At 49.5% G+C, this 15,880-nt stretch carries 12 protein-coding genes, 2 tRNA genes and 1 riboswitch; of the genes, 9 read left to right on the forward strand and 5 right to left on the reverse strand.

Annotation, left to right across the window (positions count from 1 at the left end; genetic code table 11):
* Positions 1-113: 113 nt before the first annotated feature.
* A complete protein-coding gene (locus WMO20_RS08995; protein ID WP_015536797.1) occupies positions 114-554 on the reverse strand; it encodes an Lrp/AsnC family transcriptional regulator in 441 nt (146 codons plus the stop codon).
* A gap of 419 nt (positions 555-973) precedes the next feature.
* Complete coding sequence (gene pepT / locus WMO20_RS09000; RefSeq protein ID WP_316539465.1) at positions 974-2,191, reverse strand: peptidase T; 1,218 nt, start codon at positions 2,189-2,191, stop codon at positions 974-976.
* 234 nt (positions 2,192-2,425) lie between these two features.
* Here pepT and WMO20_RS09005 point away from each other — a divergent pair, with 234 nt between their 5' ends.
* Entirely contained in the window at positions 2,426-3,421 is a 996-nt protein-coding gene (locus WMO20_RS09005; protein ID WP_349186542.1) for a D-isomer specific 2-hydroxyacid dehydrogenase family protein, read from the forward strand.
* Between the two features lie 87 nt (positions 3,422-3,508).
* On the opposite strand, the gene WMO20_RS09010 is transcribed toward WMO20_RS09005, so the two are convergent.
* Positions 3,509-4,588 carry a 6-phosphofructokinase gene (locus WMO20_RS09010; protein ID WP_112090647.1) on the reverse strand — a complete coding sequence of 360 codons (1,080 nt, stop codon included), beginning with the start codon at positions 4,586-4,588 and terminating at the stop codon, positions 3,509-3,511.
* Between the two features lie 272 nt (positions 4,589-4,860).
* Here WMO20_RS09010 and WMO20_RS09015 point away from each other — a divergent pair.
* From WMO20_RS09015 to WMO20_RS09050, 8 genes are all read left to right on the forward strand, one after another.
* A tRNA-Gln gene (locus WMO20_RS09015) sits at positions 4,861-4,934 on the forward strand.
* Positions 4,935-4,965: 31 nt separating this feature from the next.
* Positions 4,966-5,041, forward strand: a tRNA-Pro gene (locus WMO20_RS09020).
* Between the two features lie 634 nt (positions 5,042-5,675).
* Complete coding sequence (locus tag WMO20_RS09025; RefSeq protein WP_349186544.1) at positions 5,676-6,779, forward strand: glycosyltransferase; 1,104 nt, start codon at positions 5,676-5,678, stop codon at positions 6,777-6,779.
* Positions 6,780-6,786: 7 nt separating this feature from the next.
* Positions 6,787-7,695: a glycosyltransferase gene (locus WMO20_RS09030; protein WP_349186545.1), complete on the forward strand. Its 909-nt coding sequence runs from the start codon at positions 6,787-6,789 to the stop codon at positions 7,693-7,695.
* The gene (locus WMO20_RS09035) at positions 7,653-9,623 is read left to right on the forward strand and encodes a rhamnan synthesis F family protein (protein WP_349186546.1); all 1,971 of its coding nucleotides are present in this window, start codon (positions 7,653-7,655) and stop codon (positions 9,621-9,623) included. Before WMO20_RS09030 ends, WMO20_RS09035 begins: the two co-directional genes overlap by 43 nt.
* Before the next feature lie 15 nt (positions 9,624-9,638).
* Complete coding sequence (locus WMO20_RS09040; protein WP_349186547.1) at positions 9,639-11,093, forward strand: ABC transporter permease; 1,455 nt, start codon at positions 9,639-9,641, stop codon at positions 11,091-11,093.
* 14 nt (positions 11,094-11,107) lie between these two features.
* Positions 11,108-11,839: an ABC transporter ATP-binding protein gene (locus tag WMO20_RS09045; RefSeq protein WP_349186548.1), complete on the forward strand. Its 732-nt coding sequence runs from the start codon at positions 11,108-11,110 to the stop codon at positions 11,837-11,839.
* A gap of 18 nt (positions 11,840-11,857) precedes the next feature.
* Positions 11,858-14,119, forward strand: coding sequence for a glycosyltransferase (locus WMO20_RS09050; protein WP_316544651.1), 2,262 nt, complete (start codon positions 11,858-11,860; stop codon positions 14,117-14,119).
* A gap of 281 nt (positions 14,120-14,400) precedes the next feature.
* Here WMO20_RS09050 and WMO20_RS09055 read toward each other — a convergent pair whose 3' ends face one another.
* Together WMO20_RS09055 and WMO20_RS09060 are read right to left on the reverse strand one after the other, a co-directional pair.
* A complete protein-coding gene (locus WMO20_RS09055; RefSeq protein WP_349186549.1) occupies positions 14,401-15,051 on the reverse strand; it encodes an HAD family hydrolase in 651 nt (216 codons plus the stop codon).
* A gap of 15 nt (positions 15,052-15,066) precedes the next feature.
* Positions 15,067-15,594, reverse strand: a complete 528-nt coding sequence (locus WMO20_RS09060; protein ID WP_112090653.1) for a QueT transporter family protein — start codon at positions 15,592-15,594, stop codon at positions 15,067-15,069.
* Between the two features lie 7 nt (positions 15,595-15,601).
* Positions 15,602-15,703: riboswitch (PreQ1-III riboswitch) on the reverse strand.
* Positions 15,704-15,880 lie beyond the last annotated feature (177 nt).

Below are 15,880 nucleotides of genomic sequence, written 5' to 3' on the forward strand. Positions count from 1 at the left end.
GGGGCGCACACGCTACAGGTAGTGTGTGCCGGTTTTGGGCTGCTATTCTGGATACGAATCACTGCACAGCAGAATTGCAGGGAAAAAGTAACAGTTTTATGAACAGTGCCCGCTTACAGCATCAAAGCGTCCAGATCGCCGTGGTTCACCGGGGTGGACAGGATGATCTGGGTGCTGGTAGTGCCCAGCTTCTGGAACTGCAGAATCAGATGTTCCAGCTGTGCCATGCTGCCGCAGCTGACCTTGACCAGAAAGGTATACGCGCCGGTAACGTGGTAGCACTGCAGCACCTCGCGGCTGTTCTGCAGCAGCTCCAGAAAGGCATCCTGCTTGGAGGGAGCCACCGAAAGGCTGATGAGCGCATCCACATACATCCGGTCTGCCGGACGGTTCAGCGTGACGGTATAGCCGCTGATGATGCCGTCTGTCTCCAGCTTGTGGATACGGCTGGAAACTGCCGGGCTGGTAAGGGATACCTGCTCTGCGATTTCTTTGACGGGCATCCGCGCATTTTTGGCCAGAAGCGTGAGGATCTTGCGATCGAGATCGTCCATATAAAAGTCTCCTTAAAAAATATGTTGGATTGTATAAAATTTTCTGAAAGTAAAGTTTTTATGTTGTGCAAACCCACGGAAATGGAATAAAATTTCGTTTCTGAAATTCTATGTTAATTATATAAAGTTTTTGCGAAAAAGTAAAGTATTATTTTAAAGCAAAATCCAAAAATATTGTTTGACAAGAAAAGAAAAACGGGTATAATACATCATGCAAGGCAGCGCACTGCACAAAAGCCTGCCGCTGATATTGAGATTCACCACTTTATATACTTTCCCACCCCTCTATACACAAAAACCCGCTGCCAGGCGGGTTTTTGTGTTTTATGCGTTTTTGGGGAACTATACAGCATGACCCCGCGTTTTCACGCGGGGTCATGCTTTTATGCAGAAGGGCTTTACAGAAAACGAAAGAAAAATTATTCTGCGTACAGAGAGATGATGTTCAGCACGATCTCAGTGCAGCGGTCCATCCGCTCCACGGTGGTGCACTCGCACACGCCGTGGAAGTTGAAGCCGCCGGTGCCCAGATTGGGGCAGGGCAGACCATTCCAGCTCAGGGTAGCGCCATCGGTGCCGCCGCGCACGGGCACCTCCACCGGCTCCAGACCGGCCATGCGCACAGCCTTGCGGGCGGTCTCAATGAGGTGGAAGTGGGGCTTGATCTTTTCCAGCATATTGCGGTAGCTGTCTTTGATCTCCACTTCTACGGTGCCTGCGCCGTACTTGCCGTTCAGGTAATCGGCAATGTCCTGCATATTGTCCTTCTTGAACTGCAGTTTGGCGGCATCATGGTCGCGCAGGATGTAGCCCAGCTTTGCGGTGGTGACGTCGCCGTACATCTGGCACAGGTGGTAGAAGCCCTGACGCCCCTCGGTGGTCTCGGGACGCGCCATCACGGGCAGAGCGCCGTGGAACTCCATGGCAACGTTGGAAGCGTTGATCATGGTGTCCTTAGCAGAGCCGGGGTGCACCGAGAAGCCGTGGATGGTCACGGTGGCAGCAGCGGCGTTGAAGTTCTCGTACTCGATGTCGCCGGCATCGCCGCCGTCCACCGTGTAGGCAAAGTCTGCACCAAAACCGGGGATATCGAACAGATCGGCACCCTCGCCGATCTCCTCGTCCGGGGTAAAGCCGATGCACAGCTTGCCGTGGGGACGGCCCTCGCGGATAACGGTCTCCACGGCGGTCATGATTTCAGCCACACCGGCTTTATCATCTGCACCCAGCAGGGTGGTGCCGTCGGTGGTGATCAGGGTCTCGCCCTTCATGGAGGCAAGGAAGGGGAAGGCAGAGACCTTCATCACCTTGCCGGTGGCGGGCAGCACCACATCACCGCCGTCATAGTTCTCGTGCAGGATGGGGTTCACGTTCTCGCCGCCGGCATCCGGGGCGGTGTCCATGTGGGCGATCAGACCCAGCGCGGGCTTTTCCTCGCAGCCGGGGGTGGCGGGCAGGGAGCCGTAGACGTAGCAGTGTTCGTCCACCCGGGCATCCTCCACGCCCAGAGCCTTCAGTTCCTCCACCAGCTTGTGAGCCAGATCAAACTCCCGCGCAGCGGAAGGATGGGTGCCGGACTCCGGGTCCGAGGTGGTGTAGACCCTGACGTAATCAAGCAGTCGTTCATAGGCGCGCATAATAAAGCACACTCCTTTAGCAATATTGAAGGATCACAGCCCGTGATCCAGCTTCTATCATACCCCGTTTTTCCTGTTTTGACAACCTTTTTTGCCCACTTGGGACAGAAAGCACGGGCGCAATAACAAAATTCAACGTAAAAAGTTGTCCGTCAGTCATAAACGTGCTACAATAAAGACACCCTTATAAAGAAGCGGGCGCACCGCACAGCAGAAAGATCAGGAGGAGATTTTATGGCAGTCAAAGTGTTTTTCTACACCCTGCGCCCCTACGATGAGCAGGGCATCGTAGAGGAACTGGCAAAGCAGTATGGCATCGAGTACGGTTATACTGAGGTGTATCCCACCATGGAGAACGCCCAGCTGGCCGCAGGCTGCGATGCGGTATCGGTGACTCCCTGCGATATGAGCGCACCCATGCTGCAGCGCTTCCACGATCTTGGGGTGAAAGCCATCTGCTGCCGCTCCATCGGCTACGACCATATAGATCTGGAAAAGGCACGGGAGCTGGGCATGAAGATATCCAATGCGGATTATCCTCCCGAGGGCGTGGCGAACTTTGCCATTATGCTCATGCTGATGAGTCTGCGCAAGGCGGGGCACATCCTCAAGCGGGGCGAAGTGCAGGACTACTCCCTGAAGGGCAAGCTCGGACGGGATATCTCCCACTGCACTGTGGGCGTCATTGGCACGGGACGCATCGGGCAGACCGTGCTGAAGCACCTGTCCGGCTTTGGCTGCCGTCTGCTTGCCTACGACTTGTACCAGAGTGAAGAGGTAAAGAAGATCGCGGAGTATGTGCCGCTGGACACCCTGTTTGCCGAGAGTGATGTCATCACCCTGCACACCAATGCCACCGAGGAAAACCATCATCTGCTCAACGCCGAAGCCTTTGCCAAGATGAAGCCCGGCGTGACCATCGTGAATACCGCCCGCGGCAAGCTGATCGACAGCGATGCTCTGCTGAAGGCGCTGGAAAGCGGGCAGGTGGGTGCTGCCAGTCTGGATGTGCTGGAAAACGAGAACGGTCTGTACTATTACGACCGCATGGGGGATGTGATCCCGAACCCGGAACTGGCTGCGCTGCGCGCGATGCCCAACGTGCTCCTGACCGACCACACAGCCTTCTACACCTACGAGGCTGTAAAGAGCATGGTGCTCAGTGTGCTGGAAAGCGCTTCCGCCTTTGCCGAGGGCTTGCCCACCCGGCATGATGTGACTGACCGCTGAGAAATGGTGAAATGCAAAAATCGGACAGACCGCGGCCTGTCCGATTTTTGTGCTATTTATCCATAGCATCCCAACGCAAATTGGTGCTCAGCCCAGACAGACGCCCATGCGGCGCGCCACGCTCAGCAGCTCGCAGTTTTCAGGCACATTGCGGGTCTTGCCGGCAATGTCTGCCAGACGGTTCTCGGTCACCCGGCGGTTCACCATGGCCACGGTTACGCCGTAGCGCTCCACCTCCACCAGCTGTGCGGCATAGCTGCCGAACTGGGTGGCAAGCACACGGTCGTAGGCGCTGGGGCTGCCGCCGCGCTGCATATGACCCGGGATGCACACGCGAGTCTCCATGCCAGTCTTTTTCTGTACCGCCTGCGCAATGCGGTTGGTGGCGGTGGTGCCAAGCCCTGCCTCAGCACGCTTGGCCATCCAGTCCTTGCGCTTCATGCGGGCTTCCTCGGTGTTGATGGCACCCTCGGCCACGGCGAGGATGGAGAAGTTCGAGCCCTTCTTCGCACGGCGCTCCACGGCCTCGCACACGCGGTCGATATCGTAGGGCAGCTCAGGCAGCAGGATGATGTCCGCGCCGCCGGCAATGCCGGAATACAAGGTAAGCCAGCCGGCCTTGTTGCCCATGATCTCGATGCACATCACGCGGCTGTGGCTGCCGGCGGTGGTGTGGATGCGGTCGATGACGTCAGTGGCGATGTCTACAGCGGTATGGAAACCGAATGTCACATCGGTGCCGTAGATATCGTTGTCAATGGTCTTGGGCAGACCGATGATGTTCAGCCCCTCCTGTGAAAGCAGGTTGGCGGTCTTATGGGTGCCGTTGCCGCCCAGACACAGCAGGCAGTCCAGCTTGGCAGCCTTGTAGGTCTTTTTCATGGCGGCGACCTTATCAATGTTGTCGTCCTCCACCACACGCATCATCTTAAAGGGGGTGCGCTTGGTGCCCAGAATGGTGCCGCCTAAGGTCAGGATGCCGCGGAAGTCGTCCTCGGTCATCTCGCGGTAATCGCCGTTGATCAGGCCGCTGTAGCCATTGGCGATGCCTACGATCTCCACGTTATCCCCCATGCGGGCGTACAGTGCTTTTGCAACGCCGCGGATGGTGGCGTTCAGGCCCGGACAATCGCCGCCGGAGGTCAGGATACCAACACGTTTTTTCATTCAAAAGCCCTCTTTCCTTATCATTCAGGCAAAGCCGAACCGCCCGGCAAAGGATGCCGGAGCGCCCGGGGTCCTACCTTTTTATAGTATTAGAGTATTCCGAAAGGGGAGTGCTGTCAAGAGAAAAACCAAAAATTTACAAGCCTATGTACACCGGGCGGCCGCTGCGAAAACTTTTGCAGAAAAACTGAAAAAATGGTTGACAAGCAGCCCGCCGGCGTGTATAATATCCCTTGTCAGCAACGCACGGCGCGGCTGACACAACCGAATATTGGGGATTTGCATAGTGGTAGTGCGGTAGACTCTGACTCTACTTGTGGGAGTTCGATTCTCTCATCCCCAACCAGTTACCGCAGCCGAATAAGCTGCGGTATTTTCGGGGCATAGCGCAGTTGGTAGCGCGCCTCGTTCGGGACGAGGAGGCCGTGGGTTCAAATCCCGCTGCTCCGACCAAAAAATGCACGTTGATTCGCTAAGAATTTTCGTGCTTTTTTCTTTATTCGGCAGAATGACGAACTGGTTTTGAAAAAGTGCCAAAAATTATTTCAGGCGCAAACAGGAAATCTGTTGGAGGCTGACTCTGACAGACTTTTTTGTAAAGCTGAACGAGGAAAATGTCGAGGACAGTTCCACCGGGTGGTGGGACTGTCTTTTTTTGTGTGGCTGCTGGCAAGCAGAAGTTGACGCCAGATTGACAACTTATTCGAGCATGGGGGATCGGCTGGGACGTTTCTCCTTAAAATAAGCGTGTTGTTGAAAAGAAACGCTTCATGCAATGTTTTTATCTGAGAAAACCCGCTCTGTTTATATTGATTTCCCTCTGCATCCATGATAAAATAACAGGAGAATTCGTACAATTATGTCGAAAATGATTGCAATGGAAGATACCCTTACGGAGATCTGAATACTCCTTGTGTCAGCTGTATGGCAGATGGTTATAAACGGAGCCGATGATTGGCTTGACAAAAAGTGCCCGGAAGAAGTCAGGCAAAAACAGTAATTGCATCATAACTTCAGAACGAGCGGAAAAGTTGGAAAAGATAGGAATTATGTGGGATACTATGGAGCAAAAGAAGGGCAATCGGCCATGAAGAAGGTTTTGCTGATCGCAACAACACGGCTTACCATGGACGGTTTGACAGAGATCCTGCTCCGGGTAGCCCGCATAGCGGCACGGGAATATTTGGTGGGCTTTGCACTGGGTGAAGGCTGCAGTGCGGATATCCAGCCGCAGCTGGAAGCGATCGGCAGCGTATATCAGCTGCCTTCCCGTAAAAAAAAGCTGCCCTGCTATATGGCCGCACTGGCAGCATTGGTCAAGAAAAAAGGCTATGAAGTTGTGCACATCCACGGCAACAGTGCCACGATGGCATTTGACTTGTTGGCTGTATGGGTTGGCGGCGCGACAGTGCGCATTACGCATTGTCATAACTGCGCGCACCAGCCTGCCCTTAAGCAAGCGACCCTTGGCAGACTGCTGAACCGTTTGGTTACGGATCCGGTGGCGTGTTCGCGTGCGGCGGGAGAGATGCTATATACCCGGCCATTCCGGGTACTTGTCAATGGAATAGACTGCGAGCGTTTTTCCTTTTCCCCGTCCGTACGAGAACAAATGCGGGCGAAATTGGGGCTGCAGGACTGCTTTGTGGTTGGCCACATTGGCCGTTTCAGCCAGCAAAAAAATCACACCCGGCTTTTCCGCATCTTCAAAACAGTCTTGCAGCAAAAGCCACAGGCAAGGCTTCTGCTTTGCGGCCAAGGAGAGAATTTCGAACAATCTCAGCAGGAAGCCAAGGCGCTTGGCATTGCGGAGATGGTGCTGTTTTGCGGTAATGTGAATAGGCCGGAAGATTATCTGCAGGCGATGGATGTATTTGTGATGACCAGCCTGTTTGAGGGATTGCCCATTGTGGGTGTAGAAGCGCAGGCCAGCGGTCTGCCCTGCATTTTTGCTGACACGATCACGCAGGAAGTGAAGATCCTGCCGCAGACTCAGTTCCTCGCACTTACACAGCCTGATGAAGCATGGGCAGAGCGTATTGTCCAGACAAAGCCGATGGAACGCAGCCTTGCGGGACATTGCGTAGAGAGTGCTGGATTTGCAGAAGAAAATCTGGACAGGCAGGTCTGTGCGCTGTATGGAATGGAGGAACATCATTTTGCGAATATCAGTGGTCGTGACCACCTATAACGGAAAAATGCATCTGGAAAAGCAGCTTCTGTCGTTGTTGCAGCAGGAGCGTGCACCAGATGAGGTGCTGATCTTTGATGATGGCTCCACGGATGGCACAATTGAGCTGGTACAGAGCTTCATCCGCAAGAATTGTCTGGAGAGCTGGCAGTTTTATGTCAATGCCAAGCGCAAAGGCTGGAAGCAAAACTTTATGGAGGGTCTGCGAAAAGCCGCAGGGGACATTCTTTTCCCTTGCGACCAGGATGATATCTGGTACCCGAAGAAGCTTGCAGAAATGACCGCAGTGATGGAACAGCACCCGGAAATCAAACTCCTTGCCTGCGATTACCGTGTGATCTACGAGTCTGGAGCCCTAAAAGCAACGGTTTACAAGAAAACACCTGCAGAAACGCAGGGCCTGATTACAAGATATGGATTTACCAAACATTTCTTTATGAACCCTTATCCGGGCTGTACTTATGCGGTGCGGCGCGACTTTTTTGATGCGGTCAAAGAGCTGTGGTTTGATGGTTCGCCCCACGACGAATTTCTATGGCTTATGGCCGCAGTGCAGGACGGCGCATGGTTTTACAACCGTGTGCTGATGGATTATGTGCGGTATTCTGATAATGCATCCGGGGTGCGCTACAAAGATGTTGCCCTGCAAAAAGAAAACCTGCGCTATATCCACAAACAGCTTTGTGCCCTGCAATCTTTTGCGGCAGAGCACCCGGATGCTGTGCCGGTAGAACGCTGCAAAATGCTTGCTGCGGCGCAGATCTGGTGTGCAAAGCGGCAGAAGCTCATGGAAACACGCAGTCCGCTCCGCTGGCTGGCACTGGCACCGTGGTGGGGGTACTACAATTCACCAAGAAACTGCCTGAGTGATTTGTGGCTGGTGGTGTTTGGGAGTTTTCAACGTCGCAGAAATTAGAACTGCCAAAGGAGAAAAAATTGAGACGACTTGGAGTTTTTGTATTTTATGATCCTCAAGGAGTTGTAGATGATTATGTAGTGTTTCTTTTGGCATCGATGCGAAAGGTTTGTACGGAGATTGTGACCGTTTGCAATGGCTTCCTGACAGAAGAAGGACATGATCGGCTTTCCCAATGGAGTGAAACCATTTTTTGTAGAGAAAACACCGGGATGGATGCCGGAGCACTAAAAGACTTTTTCACAAATCTTCGGTCAAGAGAGTATTGGAACACATTTGATGAGCTGGTCTGGTTCAATGATACCTGCTATGGCCCTCTAGTGCCGATAGACAAGGTCTTTGAGGAGATGAAGCAGCGTGAGCCTTGCGACTTTTGGGGAATTACCATCCATGCAAGGGCCAATGCTAAATGGTCAGGCAGTAAACAGCCCGGAATTGCCGAACATTTACAGTCGTATTTTATTGTAATACGGCAGCCATTGCTTCAGGATGAGCGGTTTTATCTATTTTGGAAGGATATGAAGATATCCGATAATTTCAATCTCACGGTGTCAAATTATGAATTGTCTCTAACCAAAACGTTTGCATCATGGGGGTATATTTACGCTGTTTTTTGTGATACCAGAAAGCTGGATACGAATCCGAATTGCGTTTGCAATCCAACAGCTGATGCAATGTATCGGCTGGTAAGCCAGTATCACTGTCCCTTTGTTAAACGCAAAAATTTTATTCGAACAAATGCAGAAGCCACAGTCTTCACCAATGGAGAGCAAGTCATGCGGTCCATGAGCTACATCCGCAGCCATACCACATATGATACTGCACTGATCTATCGGAACCTTATGCGGCTATACGACCAAGAACTGTGGAAGGGAAACCTATGCCTGAACTTCACTTTGCCTTCAGAATATTCTGCCAATGACCCTACTCCGCCTGCATTGATCCTAGCAGAACTTGATCATGAAGATTCGATTCACGAGTTATCGGAGAGCCTATGCAGCCTTTCTGAATCTTGCGATTTGAACGTTATAACGCGTCGCACTGAACTCATTCCTACAATCAAAAAGTTTTTTCCATCTTGTAACATCACGGTTTCGTCTAATCGACCGCAGGGACTTGCTTCCCTATTTTTGGTGCTGAACCAGATAGAAACCGATAAATATAAGTATTTCTGTATTCTTCAGGAGATGTGGGGAAATCCATCAAACGGTCTGCATATTTCAGAATCTTCGATTCGTTTTAGTATGTACGGTAATTTGGTCGCAGGACCACACTTTATTCGGAATGTGATTCATACGTTTGAGTCAGAACCTCTATTAGGAATTCTAAATCCGCCGATCTTTCCGCAAAGCCGCAGTGCAATGGTTGCTCATTTCAATTTAAAGCAAGCTGCAAAAGATTATGGAATTCCTCTTCCGCAACGCCTGTGTGATTACGAGGCTTTTTGTCAGCCCTCGCTATGGTGTCGGAAAGAGGTAGTATTAGCTGCGCTTGAAAAGTTGAACGATCAGACATCTCCGCTGGACCCCGGCGTTTTGGAACATCTCCTCTGCTATATTGCACTTAGCAGCGGATATAGTTGCGGTGAAGTAAAGGAAAGCCGTCAGGCGGCCTGCTTGCAAGAATCGCAGCGATGGCTTATCAACGGTTTTTATTCTGGAAATATTGACTTAAATCTCTTTCAGAAACGTCAAAAGTTTCAGGCTGTGGCTGCCATTCGTTCAGGAAAATGCAAACCAGGAGAGACGAATATTACACCATCGGCATTGCGAAAACTTCTATGGGAAACTGTAATTTACTGGTTTGAAAAGAAACTGAACCCGCACATATCCTCTTCTAAAAAGGATACATACTTTTTGGGAGCCCGTGATGTATACGATGTATATCGCAGGGTTGAAAAGGCACGGCGCCATTCTTCTGAAAAATAGAAAAGGACAAACAAAATGAATTTCGAAAAGGCGAAAAAGTTGCTGACACAGTTGTCAGTGTTTTATTTTCTGCTTGCAGCAATGATATTCTTTGTGGCCGGAGATGGCTTTCGACATGAAATTGTAAACGGTTCCGCCTTATCTCCCAGCTCTGTGATTGGTGAAATCGTTGACGGGATGGTCGTTGAACAGCGATTGCCGCTGGGAGCTGACCATGTTGAAGCATTAAATCTTCAAGTTGCCACTTTTGGCAGACAAAATACTGGTATCCTTCACGTTGATATCTATGGCGAAGACGGCACCTTGATCTCCTCAGCACAAGGAAGACTTGAGGATATGGGGGACAATCAGGTGATACGCTTTTCGTTTGCAGAGTCGCTTGATGGAATGCGCAAACAGTATAGCACGGTAAAAATCTGGTCCGAAGGCTGTCAGCCCGGCAACGCAATAACCGTTTATTACGGAAACAGCGTTCAGGCGGGAAAGTATACGCTTCAGAAGGGCATTGCATCAGAAGATCTGTATCAGGTGGATGGCACTTCGGGCAGTGGAACTCTGTGTGCATATTTTAATGGTTACAACGACCTGATCTTTTATAAGGTATACTGGCCGCTGATCCTTTTCGTGTATGCAGCGGTTGCCGTAGTGATTAGAAGATGGTGGAACCAGGCAAAGCAGGGAAAATGCAACCCCTTGACAACATTTTACGCAATGGTGGTTCAATATGGCTTTTTGACCCGCCAGTTGGTGAGCCGAGACTTTAAGACAAAGTACAAAAGAAGCCTGCTGGGCGTTGGATGGAGCATCCTGAACCCTTTGCTGACCATGCTGGTGCAGTATGTGGTATTCTCAACGTTGTTCAGTAACGGAACAAAAAACTATCCCGTGTATCTTTTAACGGGAATAGTGTTTTTTAACTTTTTTAATGAAGCAATCAATATGGGAATGACCTCTATCACGAGCAATGCAGCATTGATCAAAAAGGTCTATATGCCCAAATATATTTACCCTGTAAGCCGCGTGTTTTCTTCTTTGATCAATCTTGGAACCTCCTTGATACCGCTGCTTGCGGTCATGCTGTTAACGCGTACTTGGCCCAAGTGGTCGTTGCTGTTGCTGGTGTTTGATATTCTCTGCTTAGTTGTCTTTGTAATGGGAATGAGCTTAATCCTTTCCACCTGCATGACTTTCTTTCAGGACACGCTGTTCCTGTGGGGCGTTGTGAGTATGATCTGGATGTATCTGACGCCGATTTTTTATATGGATACGATCATTCCAGAAAAGTTTTTGGCACTTTACCACATGAATCCAATGTACCAATATATCAACTTTGCGAGAATTTGCATTATTGATGGCATTTCTCCCAATCCGATCTCTTATCTGTGGTGTATCCTTACGGCGGTGGTGGTGTTTGCCATTGGTGTATCGGTATTCCGCAAAAATCAGAATCGTTTTGTTCTGTATTTGTGAGGTGGGGGCGTATTATGGGAAAAATGATTGAAGTGAACAATGTTTCCATGCGTTTTCGTATGGCAAACGACCGCGTGTCCAGTTTTAAGGAGTTTGCCATTCGAAAACTGAAGGGCGATTTGAAATATTCGGAGTTTGAAGCGCTGAAAAATGTATCGTTTTCTGTGGAAAAAGGTGAAGTGGTTGGTTTGATCGGCCACAACGGCGCCGGTAAAAGCACGCTCTTAAAGGTAATTTCCGGCATTCTTCAGCCAACCGAGGGAAATGTGGTCGTACATGGCAATGTGGTTCCCATGTTGGAGCTTGGAAGTGGCTTTGATATGGATCTGACAGGCACCGAAAACATTTTCCTGAACGGTGCCATTCTAGGCTATTCTGAGGATTTTCTGAAAGAAAAGTACCAGCAAATCGTGGATTTCTCGGAACTGGGTGCAGAGTTTCTCGATATGCCTTTGCGCAACTACTCTTCTGGTATGCTGGCAAGATTGGCGTTCTCAGTCGCTACGGTAGTGGAGCCGGAAGTTCTGATCGTAGACGAAGTTTTGGCGGTAGGCGATGCAGATTTCCAGAAAAAAAGCATGAACCGCATGATGGAACTGATGAGTGGCGGAACTACCGTTCTGTTTGTGTCGCATAATATTGAGCAGATTCGGAAAATTTGCGGAAAATGTGTTTGGCTTGAACATGGGATTGTAAAACAAGTCGGCCTGTGTACAGATATCTGCGATATATTTGAAGGTAAATGAAAAAGAGGAGGAATCAAAATGAACTTATTGTATAGAAGATATCGCTGCTTCTACGAAAATGGACTGTGGTATACTTTGCGGAAAATCTCATGGCAACTTTTTGGAACGTTAGATCCAGAAAAGGATGATCAATGGCCTGTTCATAAAGAGCGTTTTATGAAAAGGCATCCAAAACGGTTTCCAGCGTATGCTTCATCTTCAATAATGAAGAAAATTGCGCATGATATTTTAATAGTATCTGGAGTAAACGAGACAAATGTTCCTCAGTGTCTCCGCTACAGAGTATTACATCAAGTGGAGCAGCTTACCGCAGCAGGTTTTTCTGTAACGTGGATTCCGTACGAGAGGTGCAACAAATATACACCGTTAGATTGCAGAGCTATAATATTCTATCGCTGTCCCTTTACAGAGCCAATCGGCGAAGCAATTCAGATGGCGAAGGCAATAAATGTTCGAACCTATTATGATATCGATGACTTGGTATTTGATAAGAACTATACGGATAGTATTCCGACTGTTCAAAAATTAAGTCGCGGAGAACGAGCAATTTATGATAGTGGCGTAATTCGTATGGGGGCAACTTTGAAACTTTGTGAGTACGGAATTACGACAACGGAACGGTTGAAAGAACAGATGGAAAAGAAAGTTCTCTCTGTTTTTATTAATAGAAACTGTGCATCTGAGGAAATGCTTAAAATCAGTGAACGAGTTCGGAAAAATCGTAAAAAAAATAGCTTGAAGAATACAGATGTTATTATTGGCTATTTCAGTGGCTCTCTTACGCACAATTCGGATTTTGAGCTGATTCTGCCAGCGTTATTGCACGTGATGGATGAAAATCCCGAGGTAAAATTACTCCTGATGGGGGAACTGGATTTACCAGAGACACTGAAACCATATAAGGCTAGGATTATTAGAAAACCGTTTGTAGATTGGCGACATTTGCCTGAAGTGATAGGAAGTGTTGATATTAATTTGGCACCAATCGAAAATACGATTTTTAATGAGGCAAAATCGGAAAACAAATGGGTTGAGGCATCTTTAGTAGAAGTGTGTACAGTGGCTAGCCGTGTTGGGGCATTTGCACAGTGCATTGAAGATGGTGTAACAGGTTTTCTTTGTAGCGATGATGAATGGTATTCTGTGCTGACAAAGCTCGTACAGAATGAAAAACTCCGCAATGAAATGGCATTTCGTGCTTATTCCTATTGCAGAGAAAATTATGTAACAACACGCAATAATATCGCATTACGCGATTTTATGAATAAAACCATTTCAAAGCACATTGGTTTTGTACTTCCTTCCTGTGAAATCAGTGGTGGAATCATGGTTGCTCTTTGGCATGCGTGTTTTCTTCAGGACCAGGGTTGGGAAGTGGACATCATTGCAAATGGAAAAAAGTTTGAAATATGGGAATTTGCTAACCATAAATTCCCAGTGTTTAGTCGGGAGAATGATACCACATTTGAAAATAAAATGTGGTATGATGTTCTGGTTGCAACTATGTGGACGACAGTTGACTATGTACTGTCTTATAAAAATGTAAAAAAACGTTGTTATTTAGTCCAAAATTATGAAACGGATTTTTACAAATATAATATGAATGAACGTCTGCAGTGTGAAGCAACCTACAATCTGCAGGATAATATGCAGTATCTGACAATTTCTGCATGGTGCTATGATTGGCTGACAAAACACTATGGTCATAATGTTTCGTGCGCGCAAAATGGAATTCAGCTGGAGAAATACCCTTTTGTACAGCGGAAGTTTGATAAAGAAAGAAAAGTCAGAATTTTAATTGAAGGCGATTGTGCAGTTGACTACAAAAATGTGGACGAGAGTTTTAAAATCACAAATCGACTAGACCGTGACCGATTTGAAGTGTGGTATATGTCGTACAATGCGAATCCAAAGGCAGAATATAGATACGATAAGTTCTTACATCGTGTACCGTATGAGAAAACGCCCTCGGTTTATGCAGAGTGCGATATTCTGCTCAAATCCAGCTGGTTGGAAAGTTTTTCGTATCCGCCTATTGAGATGATGGCCACAGGAGGTTTCTGTGTTGTTGTTCCGAACAACGGAAATCACGAGTATCTAGTAGATGGGGAAAACTGCTTACTATATCCACAAGGAGATATCGACGCAGCAATTTCTGCAATCGAACAAATTTGTAACAATGAAGCGCTACGCCAAAAACTTGCAAAGAAAGGCTTTGAAACAGCAGAAAAACGAGATTGGAAGGTTTTGAAGTCGGATATTCTTAAATTGTATATTTAAACTAGTAGTCGATTAAAAGTTGATACAACACGAATTTGATATTTTTTGCATACTTTTTTGTGGCATGAGATTCCTCCTGCGGAGAACCTACTGCAAATATTGATCGTATAGAACCCTCGTTCTGCTAACAAGTCCAAACTCGTTCCGGCGAAATTTTAATTACATCATATCAAAACTGCCAGTACCCGGTTTGTGGATACTGGCAGTTTTTTCAATGGGCAGACCGCTGTCTGCAAAAAAGTGGCTCAGAAACACCGACAGGTGTTTCTGAGCCACTTTTATTATATCGTTTCCAGCAGTGCGGGCAGCTGGGCAAGGTCGTCGATGACATAGGGACTGACCTTTTCCAGCCGGGCGCGGGACTGATGCCCGCCGGTGTACAGCACACAGACCGCACCAATGGCTGCAGCCACCGCAGCGTCGTGGTCGGTGTCGCCGACCATCACGCAGGCCGCAGGATCAATGCCGGTGCGGCGCAGATAGTCGGTGCCAAGCTGTACCTTGCTTACGCCGTAAATGTCCGCAAGGCCGAGCAACTCGGTAAAAAAGCCTTGCAGACCCCGGGCGGATACCTGCTCGATCAGGTAATCACGGCGGGAGGCAGAAAGCACAGCCTGCCGCCAGCCCATGCGGGCCAGCGTTTGCAGGGTGTCAACGGCGTGTGCCGTTACAGCGCAGCCGGGCACACCGGCGTTGTAGTGCTCCATAAAGCGGGCGGCAAGCTCCGGGTAGGGATGCCGCGCAAAGTCGAACCCGGCGCAGCGGTAGTAGTCCTCGATGGGAAAGCCGAACAGCTCCCGGTAGGCAGCCAGATCGTACCGCTGGGGGTAGCCGTGGGTCTCCAGCATCCAGTTCAGGCAGCTGTGGGTAAAATCCACATCGTCCATCAGGGTACCGTTCCAGTCCCAGAAGATCATACCGTTCGGCTGCATGGAAACCTCCTTGTGTTATTCCGTCGCAAACACCTTGCGCAGTGCGGCGTTGCTCTCGATCAGCTTTACCAGCACAACGCCCAGCACGGTACAGCTGATCAGCTCGCCGATGCCCACCGAGATGCCGTTGGTGATGCAGGCCAGCCAGATGGGGGCGCTGGACGTGGGGTCCGGGAACATCACGGCGATCTCGATGCCGATGATCACCGCGTTGAACAGCACCGGCGGCAGGCTGGCGGCAATGGCCAGACCCTTGAAGCGCACATTGCGCAGCTTGTAGGTGACAAGGCAGGCCAGCAGGGTAGCCAGTGTGCCAAAGATCACATCCACGATGGTAGAGCCCAGCAGGTTTGCAAGGAAGCAGCCCAGCACAACACCTACGATGTACTCGGCACCGAACACGGGCAGCAGGCACAGAGCCTCGGCCACGCGCACCTGCACAGCACCATAGGAAAGGGGCTGCAGTGCCAGACACAGCACCACATAGATGGCTGCCACTACACCGCAGTGCACCAGCTTACGGACGGAAGAATTCTGATTCATGATAATACTCCAGCGGTTTGATTTTGACCGCACAGGAACCGCCAGCTCCTGTGGGTTTTGCCCGGCACTGCTCGAGTGATGCCGGGGAGCCTAAAATCCTAAGTTGCTCTTTGAGGATACTGCACAAAAAAGCACAGCAGAAGGAAGTATATCACAAAATCGGACAGATTGCAATGGGAAGAGGACGATTAAAACTTGCCCGCCGCGCTGCTCTGGGCGTATTCATGTAAAAATGGAATACCGGAGCGTCCGCAGACGCTCCGGTATTCCGAAATTTCAAATAATG

The sequence above is a fragment of the Faecalibacterium intestinale genome (assembly GCF_040096575.1).
GTDB classification, from domain to species: Bacteria; Bacillota; Clostridia; order Oscillospirales; family Ruminococcaceae; genus Faecalibacterium; species Faecalibacterium intestinale.

Bases quoted from the DNA above. Each gene is read 5' to 3' on its own strand.
- WMO20_RS09025 (WP_349186544.1), top strand. From the start codon at position 5,676: ATGAAGAAGGTTTTGCTGATCGCAACAACACGGCTTACCATGGACGGT.
- pepT (WP_316539465.1), bottom strand. From the start codon at position 2,191: ATGCGCGCCTATGAACGACTGCTTGATTACGTCAGGGTCTACACCACC.
- WMO20_RS09045 (WP_349186548.1), top strand. From the start codon at position 11,108: ATGGGAAAAATGATTGAAGTGAACAATGTTTCCATGCGTTTTCGTATG.
- WMO20_RS09040 (WP_349186547.1), top strand. From the start codon at position 9,639: ATGAATTTCGAAAAGGCGAAAAAGTTGCTGACACAGTTGTCAGTGTTT.
- WMO20_RS09010 (WP_112090647.1), bottom strand. From the start codon at position 4,588: ATGAAAAAACGTGTTGGTATCCTGACCTCCGGCGGCGATTGTCCGGGC.
- WMO20_RS09060 (WP_112090653.1), bottom strand. From the start codon at position 15,594: ATGAATCAGAATTCTTCCGTCCGTAAGCTGGTGCACTGCGGTGTAGTG.
- WMO20_RS09050 (WP_316544651.1), top strand. From the start codon at position 11,858: ATGAACTTATTGTATAGAAGATATCGCTGCTTCTACGAAAATGGACTG.
- WMO20_RS08995 (WP_015536797.1), bottom strand. From the start codon at position 554: ATGGACGATCTCGATCGCAAGATCCTCACGCTTCTGGCCAAAAATGCG.
- WMO20_RS09030 (WP_349186545.1), top strand. From the start codon at position 6,787: ATGCATCTGGAAAAGCAGCTTCTGTCGTTGTTGCAGCAGGAGCGTGCA.
- WMO20_RS09055 (WP_349186549.1), bottom strand. From the start codon at position 15,051: ATGCAGCCGAACGGTATGATCTTCTGGGACTGGAACGGTACCCTGATG.
- WMO20_RS09005 (WP_349186542.1), top strand. From the start codon at position 2,426: ATGGCAGTCAAAGTGTTTTTCTACACCCTGCGCCCCTACGATGAGCAG.